This is a genomic window from Rhizobium sp. NLR8a, assembly GCF_019685235.1.
In the GTDB taxonomy this organism is placed as follows: Bacteria; Pseudomonadota; Alphaproteobacteria; order Rhizobiales; family Rhizobiaceae; genus Rhizobium.
The window spans coordinates 38016-46549 of record NZ_JABDWI010000022.1 but is presented as its reverse complement, the minus strand read 5'-3'; the positions used below and the strand labels follow the sequence as shown (position 1 = coordinate 46549).

Below are 8534 nucleotides of genomic sequence, written 5' to 3'. Positions count from 1 at the left end.
TCGGCCCGGCATTCGCAAGAACGTCGACCTGCCATTTCACGATCCGTCCCCCATCGCCGGAGAAGGATGGCCGTCCTCTCCGGCGCTTCTTTATCTCAACAAGAAGCGTGGAAATCATAAGACAAGCTTTTCCGTGCTCCGGCAGAATGCTTCAATCTAACCCGGAAAGCTCAAGCCTGGCGGCAAGGCAGCGATCGCCGCCTTGGTGAAGGCTGACAGCGGCTCGGGCAAATCAGTCAAGGGAAACCAGCCGAAATCCGAAAGCTTGTCCGGCTCGGTCAATTGCGGCTCGCCATCGACGTCGCGCGCGAGATACAGGATGGAGATCCAGTGCTGGCGGTCGGCATCGATGATTTGTTCGGTCATGCCGATGCGCTCAATCCCGCCGATCGTGAGGCCGGTTTCTTCTTCGGCCTCGCGGCGCGCAGCTTCTTCAGCCGGCTCCATGTGATCGACCTTGCCGCCGACGATGTTCCAGTAGCCGGCTTCAGGCGGGCGTATGCGCCTATAGAGAAGGATCCTGCCCTGGCGCAGAATCACCAAACCTACCCCAAGGCCCGGGAAGTCGACGCCAGGCCTACCCATGGGATGCTCAGACCTTGGCGCTGCCGGCGATCAGCATGAAGGCGGGGATATCGTCGCCGAAACCGACCGGGGTCGGCCCGTCGTCGTGATCGCGATGACGGCGGCGATCGCGGCTGTCGTCATTTGCCGGATAGGGCCGATTGTTGCGCGCATTGTTTTGCGGCTTCTGCTCTGCTTTGCGCTCGTTCTTCACGACTTCGGCCTTTGCTGGTGCTGCTGCGATCACTTGGACGTCACTATCCTGTATGTCGTTATCAGATTTATGACTCGCAGCACTGTGCCTGCCGCGTCCGCGCCCGCGATCCTTGTCGCCACGTTCGCGTCCGTTGCGGCGCGGACGGTCGCTGTCCTTGCCTTCTTCCGCCGGTGGCAGCGAGTTCAGGTCGCCATTCAACCATTCGACATTTTCGCCGATCAGCTTCTCGATCGCGTCGACGAATTTCGTGTCGCGCTTGGTGACGAGAGTGAAGGCGGCACCGGAGCGGCCAGCGCGGCCGGTGCGGCCGATCCGGTGGACATAGTCCTCGGAGTGGATCGGCACGTCGAAATTGAAGACATGGCTGACATCGGGAATGTCGAGACCGCGGGCGGCAACGTCGGAGGCCACCAACAGCTGGAGGTTGCCGTCACGGAAATTCTGCAGCATCGTCGTGCGGGAACGCTGGTCCATGTCGCCATGCAACGCCCCGACGTTGAAGCCGTGGCGTTCGAGCGAACGGAAGAGATCGGCGACATCCTTCTTGCGGTTGCAGAAGATGATGGCGTTCTTGAGCTCAGTCTGTGCACGGACGAGTTCACGCAGAATCGCGCGTTTCTCGTAATCCTTGCTGTGCGAGGCGACGAAGCGCTGCGTCACGGTCTTTGCGGCCGAAGCGGGCTTTGCCACTTCGATGCGCTCCGGGTTCTGCAGGAACCGGTCGGCCAGCTTCTGGATCTCCGGCGGCATGGTCGCCGAGAAGAACAGCGTCTGGCGGGTGAAGGGGATGAGCTTGGCGATGCGCTCGATATCGGGAATGAAGCCCATGTCGAGCATGCGGTCGGCTTCGTCGATGACGAGGATTTCGACGCCGCTCATCAAGAGCTTGCCGCGCTCGAAATGGTCGAGCAGGCGGCCGGGCGTGCAGATCAGAACGTCGGCGCCGCGCTCGAGCTTGCGATCCTGGTCCTCGAAGGAAACGCCGCCGATCAGGAGGGCGACGTTGAGGCGGTGGTTCTTGCCGTATTTCTCGAAATTCTCGGCAACCTGGGCGGCGAGTTCGCGCGTCGGCTCGAGGATCAGCGTGCGGGGCATGCGGGCGCGGGCGCGGCCCTTTTCAAGAAGCGACAGCATCGGCAGGACAAAAGATGCCGTTTTGCCGGTGCCCGTCTGCGCGATGCCGCAAATGTCGCGACGCTCGAGCGCAAAGGGAATAGCCCCCGCCTGGATAGGTGTGGGGATCGTATAGCCCGCGTCTGTGACAGCGGATAGCACTTTTTGGCTCAAGCCAAGGTCAGCGAATGTCGTCAAAGGGAAAACAGTTTCCGTTCCGGTTCGGCCGAGCTCTGAACGAGTCGGCGGGATTGCATGCCGCAATGCAGCGCGACATAGCCCCGAATGGCCGGCAAGTCAAGAAATACAGAGGCCGCACCCCGTGCAGAGTGAAGCTTTGGTTACCAGGCGGGTATTACTTGATATAGGTGGCGAGTTTAAGGCCTGCATTCATGAAATATACTGGATCGACCGCATGGCCGTTCTGGCGCACTTCATAATGCAAATGCGTGCCAGTCGAGCGGCCGGTGCTGCCGGCAAGGCCGATGACGTCGTTGCGGTCGACAGTATCGCCGGCCGTGACCAGGACCTGGGACATGTGGCCGTAACGCGTCGAGATGCCGTTGCCGTGATCGATCTCGACCATATTTCCGTAACCGCCTGTCCAGCCGGCTGATATCACCTTGCCCGGCGCCGTCGGGCGGATCTTTTCGCCCGGCGAAAAGCGGAAGTCTATGCCGGAATGCAGCGCCAGGCGGCCGAGGAAAGGGTCCCGGCGGTTGCCGAAGGGGCTGGTCATTTCCTTGCCGACGGCGGGGTTGCGGAAGGGCAGGGATTCGGCGGTGCTGCGTACAGCTTCGAGCCGTGTCAGTGCGCCGTCGAGAGCGATCAGCGAATTGTTGAAATCGTCATTGCTCTCCGGCTCGACATAGGGGCCGCCGACGGCGCTGTCATCCAAGTCCTGCTTGGCAGCGGTCTCGGGCATGGCGATCTTGAACCGGGTCAGCACGCTCTCGATGGCGTTGGCAGCGTTGCCGGCGTCGCTCGTCAGCTGCTCGACGCGGTTGCGCTGGTCCTGTTCGACATCCTTCAGCGACAGCGTCACCTTGGAGAAGATGCGGTCGGCGCGGTCGCCGACCGTCTCGGTGGCCGGGACGTAGGCGAGGGTCGTATTGTCGGGAGTGGCGTCGGCTGGTGCGCCGCCTGCCAGCTGTTTCTCGATCGCCCCGATGCCGCTTTCGCCGAGCGAAGCGCGCTTGTCCTTGATGGCGGGGGCATAGGATTGCGCAGGCGAAGACGGCGCGCTGTCCTTGTCCGTGAGCCCGGAGCTTTCGGCACGGTCGAGCAGGTTGTCGAGCTTGCCGTGGCGAGAGGTGAGCGCCATCTGCTGCTCCATCAGCTTGTCGACCTTGTCTTCCACCACCTGCTGATCGAGAAGCTGGCGGGAGGTGATGCGATCGACCTGGGCGCGAAGGGCGGCGATGCGGTCCTCATAGTCGTGCTGCATGCGGGCCTGGCGCGCCATGGTGGCGCCGATCAGGTCGTCGCGCAGCACGAGATAAGAGGTCGCCAGGAGATAGCCGATGGAAAAGACGCCGACGAAGCAGAATGCGAGGGCGGCCATCCACGGCCGGACCGTCATGTGGCGGACCTTGTCACCGCTTGCCAGGATGAGAATATGCTCCTGCGCCCGCCTGCCGAATACCCGGTGCTGATGTCCGCCGTTCACGCAGGCTCTCCCGATTGATGCTCCACGCCTCTTTCGGAAAATTAGACACGTTTATGGTTAATGAACGCTTACTCTGCCGTTATGCGGGTCGAAATGGTGCATCAATTCCAGGTGCTACAGCGTCCTCACCGGAATGTTCTCACGCATGGCTGATCGATGCCAGGGAGCGGTAGAAGGATGGCGTCAGCCCGGCCTCGGCGCGGGCGAGATCGTTGAAAGGCGGCTTCAGCGGCCCGCGGAAATTGGCGCGCACCAGTTCCTGAAAGGCCTTCGCCGGATCGCGCTTCTCCCGCGCACAGAGGAAGCGAAACCATTTGGCGCCGACGGCGACGTGACCTTTCTCGTCGTTGTAGATGACATCAAGCACCGCAGCGCTTTCGAGATCGCCGGTCTCACGCATCTTCGCCTGCAGCGATGGCGTGACGTCGAGACCGCGGGCTTCGAGAATCAGTGGCACGACGGCGAGCCTTGCCGTCAGGTCGTTGCGTGTCGAATGGGCCGCCTGCCACAGCCCGTCATGGGCGGGAAGATCGCCGTAATCGGCGCCGAGATCGTTGAGGCGGGCGCGCACCATGCGGAAATGCTTCGCCTCCTCGAAGGCGACCTGCATCCAGCCGTCGAAGAAGGAATTCGGCACCGGCTCAGTCGCGAATCGCGCGACGATATCGAGCGCGAGATCGACGGCGTTGAGCTCGATATGGGCGATGGCATGGAGGAGGGCAATGCGGCCTTTCAGCGTGTGCAGCGAGCGTTTCTCCACGTGGGTCGGCGGTGTCAGCACCGGTTTCTCGGGCCGGCCAGGCCTCTCCGGCAGGGCTCCGTCGAGCGGTGATCGCAGCGACACCCGGCGGGCGAACCAGCGGGTGGCGCTTTCCTGCGCAAGGGCGGTCTTGCGGTCGAGGTCGGCCGAGCGGATGGCGTCGATAGCGCCGCCGCGCAGCGAGCTTATCGCGAGATCACCGGTCACGCGGCCAGATTCCTGACGGCCTCGAGGACGGTCTCGGCATGGCCCTGTACTTTCACCTTCTGCCAGATTGTCGCGATCGTGCCATCCTGGCGGATAAGGAAAGTCGTGCGTTCGACGCCCATGAAGTTGCGGCCGTACATGCTCTTTTCCTTCCAGACGCCATAGGCCTGCAGCGTCGTCTTGTCCTCATCCGAGGCGAGCGCGACCGAAAGACGATGCTTTTTGATGAACTTGTCATGGCAGGCTGCCGAATCGGGCGACATGCCGACAACGGCAGCACCTGCTGCTTCAAACTCCGGCGCCAGCGCTGTGAAAGCCAGCGATTCGGCCGTGCAGCCCGTCGTGTCGTCCTTGGGGTAGAAGAAGATAACGAGCGGCCTGCCGTGAAAATCCGAAAGCGACACACGGCCGCCGCCATCGCGGGGGAGATTGAAGTCGGGGGCCAGGGCACCGATGCCGGGAACCGCCATTGGGAAAACCTTTCTTTTGCCGGGTTTATGGATGACACTCTCCGTCCCCGAATTATATAGTGGACGGAAACCCGTCCAGCATGGCCGGGTTCAATTCTTCGATTTATGGGAGAGCCCGAAGGCGCATGTCAGCCATCCGCGGCGAAAAGGTCACGTTTCGCAAGAAGGATATCGTTGCGCTGGACCGCTTGCCGTCCGCTCAGGCCGAGGATCCGATCATCGTTCATTGCCCGCCGCCGCGTTCGCCGATGCGCCGGACGGCGAAGCTGACGTCAGTTTTTCTCGCACTGATTCTCCTCATCATTGCTGCCATCGTGTTCACCATCGAAAGCGGCATGTTCGACAAGCCGCTGTCTCAGCAGGCGCAGGCGGCGCTTGATGGCGTGGCGGGACCGCGTTACCGCGCCGAAGTCGGCTCCACCGTTATCCGTTTCACCTCCGACTTCCGGCTGGCGCTGGAAGCGCGCAACGTCAACATGATCGACCAGAAAAGCGGCCAGCACCTGTCGACGACGGGTTCGGTGCGCCTGGGCCTCGATCCGCTGCAGCTTTTCCGCGGCCGTATCGCCGTCGCGGATATCGAAGCGGAGGATATCGCGCTCGACACCGCGCTTCTGCCCTCCGGCAACCCGGTCAAGCTTGACGATCTGCGCATCGACGCCATGCCGGCGACGATGGAGACGATCTTCGAGCAACTCGACATGTTCGACAGCATCGTGACGCGCGGCTCGACGAATTCCGTGCGCATCTCCGGCATTGACATCAAGCTTGCCGATACGGCGAATGGCCCGCTGTCGCTCGTCGTCGACAATCTGGTGTTCGCTCATGCCGGGCCATCCTCGCTGCAGTTGAGAGGCGAGGTGGCGCTTAACGGCGAGGTGGCGGAACTCGACGTGCTGGCCGAGAAGGAAGACGGCCAGGTGTCGAAGGTGATGGCGACGCTCACGCATGCGAACCTGACGCCGTTTGCGCTGAAACGCAACGATCAGGGTGCGATACGGCAGGGGCTCAGTGCCTTTGCCGATCTGACCGTGTCGGCGACCAGGGCGCGCGATAGCGTCGAGCCGGCGCTCGCGGCGACGATCGACGTCGATCCTGGTCTGATCTATGCGGACGGCGATCCGCAGGAACTGTCGGGCGGGCAAATCAATCTCACCTACGATTTCGCCAAGCAGACGCTGGAGATCGCTCGGTCGAACGCCCGGTTTGGCGCGACCATACTGCCCCTTAACGGCGCGCTGATCGATCTCGACAAACTCGATCCTAAAGCCGGCAAGGGCTTCGGTATCGATCTGCTGGTCAGCGGCGGCACCGCCGCCCCGAGCAGTTCCGGCGAACAGCCTGTTGCCTTCGACATCCAGGCGACCGGACGCTATCTGGTCGCCGGCCGGGAATTCCTGTTTCCCAACATGACCGTCTCCAGCCCGCTCGGCGCGCTTTACGGGGCGTTGCACGTCAGGCTCGGCGACAAATCGCCGGAAATCAGCTTTGCCGGCCAATCCAGAGAGCTGCAGACGACGGCGATCAAGCAGCTGTGGCCGTTCTGGATGGCGCCGAAGGTGCGCACATGGGTTCACGGCAATCTCTTTGGCGGCACCGTCACTGACGCCGCCATCTCCGTCTTCATCCCCTTCGGTCGGCTCGACGAGGCAGCCGGCGGCAAAGGATTGAAGCTCGATGCCAGTCAGATCCGCATCGGCTTCGATATTGCCGGCGCGCGGATGAACGTTGCCGGCGACATTCCGCCGGTCCGCGATACGGCGGCGCATTTCGACCTGACCGGTCCCGTTGCAACGATTTCGATCAAGAGCGGCGTGTCCTATTTCCCCTCCGGCCGGTCAGTCGACCTCGGGCAGGGAACGTTCGTCATACCGTCCGCCTACGACAAACCGCTCATGGCCGATATCGACCTGGCGGTGTCGGGTGCGGCGGACGCCATAGGCGAGCTCCTGACCTACAAGCCGATCCGGGTGCTGCAGCGCGCCGGCTTTACGCCCGACGATTTCAAGGGGCACATCGACGCGAATGTGAAGGCGCATTTCGGACTGCTGTCGTCACAAAACCCGCCGCCGGCTGAGTGGAAGGCCGCCATGAAGCTCGCTGACGTCGATCTTGCCAAGCCGTTTTCCGGCCGCACGATCAGCAATGTCAGCGGCATGCTGAATGGCGATCCGAAGCAGATTACGCTCGACGCCAAGGGTGAGATCGACGGCATTCCCGCCGACATCGACCTGACCGAGCCGGTCGAGGCGTCGTCCGGCGTTGAGCGGCAGCGCGTGATCACGGCCACGCTCTCTGATGAGCAGCGCAGCAAGGTGATGCCCGGGCTTTCCGATATCGTCAGGGGCAACCTGAAGATGGTGATGACGCGGATCGACGACGACCGGCAAGACGTTCAGCTCGACCTCACCAAATCGATGCTCGACCTGCCGTGGATCGGCTGGTCGAAAGGCAGCGGCATTGCCGCCTCCGCGGAATTCGAGATGTCCGGCCCGCCCGAGAATACTGAGATCAAGAATTTCCGGCTGAAGGGCGACGGCTTCGGTGCCAGCGGATCGCTTGTTGTCGGTAAGGCCGGCCTTCTCTCCGCGGATTTCGACAGCGTTCGGCTCTCCTCGCTCGACGATTTCGCTCTGTCGGTCAAGCGCAGCAAGGGTAATTTCGACGTCTCCGTTTCGGGCGACAGCGCCGATGCGCGGCCGGTCATCGCGCGATTGAAATCGGGCTCGGAGGGCGGCGAGGACGGCGACAACGACAACACCGGCGTGTCGGTGCGCGCCAGACTGAAAAATGTCGTCGGCTTCAACGATGAGAAGGTCGGCAATTTCCAGGCGCAGGTGTCGCTGCGCGGCGACAAGCTGCAGACGCTGAATTTTTCCGGCATCACGGACAGCGGCGAGGCCGTTGTCAGCCAGATGAAGGACGGCGGTGTCATCAATATCACCAGCGGCGATGCCGGTGCGGTGTCACGTTTTGCCGATCTCTATCAGCACATGCAGGGCGGCCTGCTCAACCTGGCGATCCGGCTTTCGCCGCAGGGCGGATGGGACGGCTCGCTCGATGTGCGCCGCTTCTCGATCGTCAACGAACAGCGCCTGCGTTCCATCGTCTCAACACCTGTCGGCAACGAGCAGCGCAGCCTCAATGAGGCGGTCAAACGCGACATCGATACCTCGTCGCAACGCTTCCAGCGCGGCTTTGCCCGCATCGTCTCGCGCAACGGCATGGTCGGTATCGAGAACGGCGTGCTGCGCGGCGACCAGATCGGCGCGACCTTCCAGGGCGTGGTCCGCGACCGCCGAGGCAATATGGATATGACCGGCACCTTCATGCCGGCCTACGGCCTCAATCGCCTCTTTGCCGAACTGCCTCTGATCGGCGTCATCCTCGGAAATGGCAGCGACCGCGGTCTGATCGGCATCACCTTCAAGCTCACCGGCAAGTTCGACCAGCCGAACCTGCAGATCAATCCGCTGTCGATCATTGCGCCGGGAGTCTTCCGGCAGATTTTCGAATTCCAGTGAGGGAAAGCAA

6 protein-coding genes are annotated in these 8534 nt (G+C 62.4%); 1 reads left to right on the top strand and 5 read right to left on the bottom strand.

Annotation, left to right across the window (positions count from 1 at the left end):
• Positions 1–156: 156 nt before the first annotated feature.
• From HJC04_RS30580 to HJC04_RS30560, 5 genes are all read right to left on the bottom strand, one after another.
• Positions 157–585, bottom strand: a complete 429-nt coding sequence (locus HJC04_RS30580; RefSeq protein WP_210631174.1) for an NUDIX domain-containing protein — start codon at positions 583–585, stop codon at positions 157–159.
• Positions 586–592: 7 nt separating this feature from the next.
• Entirely contained in the window at positions 593–2092 is a 1500-nt protein-coding gene (locus HJC04_RS30575; protein WP_221147776.1) for a DEAD/DEAH box helicase, read from the bottom strand.
• Between the two features lie 157 nt (positions 2093–2249).
• The gene (locus HJC04_RS30570; protein ID WP_221147775.1) at positions 2250–3563 is read right to left on the bottom strand and encodes a M23 family metallopeptidase; all 1314 of its coding nucleotides are present in this window, start codon (positions 3561–3563) and stop codon (positions 2250–2252) included.
• 139 nt (positions 3564–3702) lie between these two features.
• A complete protein-coding gene (locus HJC04_RS30565; protein WP_221147774.1) occupies positions 3703–4530 on the bottom strand; it encodes a ferritin-like domain-containing protein in 828 nt (275 codons plus the stop codon).
• The gene (locus HJC04_RS30560) at positions 4527–5000 is read right to left on the bottom strand and encodes a peroxiredoxin (RefSeq protein WP_210631178.1); all 474 of its coding nucleotides are present in this window, start codon (positions 4998–5000) and stop codon (positions 4527–4529) included. The genes HJC04_RS30565 and HJC04_RS30560 overlap by 4 nt, the downstream gene beginning before the upstream one ends.
• Positions 5001–5125: 125 nt before the next feature.
• On the opposite strand from HJC04_RS30560, the gene HJC04_RS30555 reads away from it, so the two are divergent.
• On the top strand, positions 5126–8524 hold the full coding sequence (locus HJC04_RS30555) for an AsmA-like C-terminal domain-containing protein (protein WP_221147773.1): 3399 nt from the start codon (positions 5126–5128) through the stop codon (positions 8522–8524).
• Positions 8525–8534: the final 10 nt, after the last annotated feature.

Coding starts and splice junctions, on each gene's coding strand:
- HJC04_RS30580 (WP_210631174.1), bottom strand. CDS start 585: ATGGGTAGGCCTGGCGTCGACTTCCCGGGCCTTGGGGTAGGTTTGGTG.
- HJC04_RS30560 (WP_210631178.1), bottom strand. CDS start 5,000: ATGGCGGTTCCCGGCATCGGTGCCCTGGCCCCCGACTTCAATCTCCCC.
- HJC04_RS30555 (WP_221147773.1), top strand. CDS start 5,126: ATGTCAGCCATCCGCGGCGAAAAGGTCACGTTTCGCAAGAAGGATATC.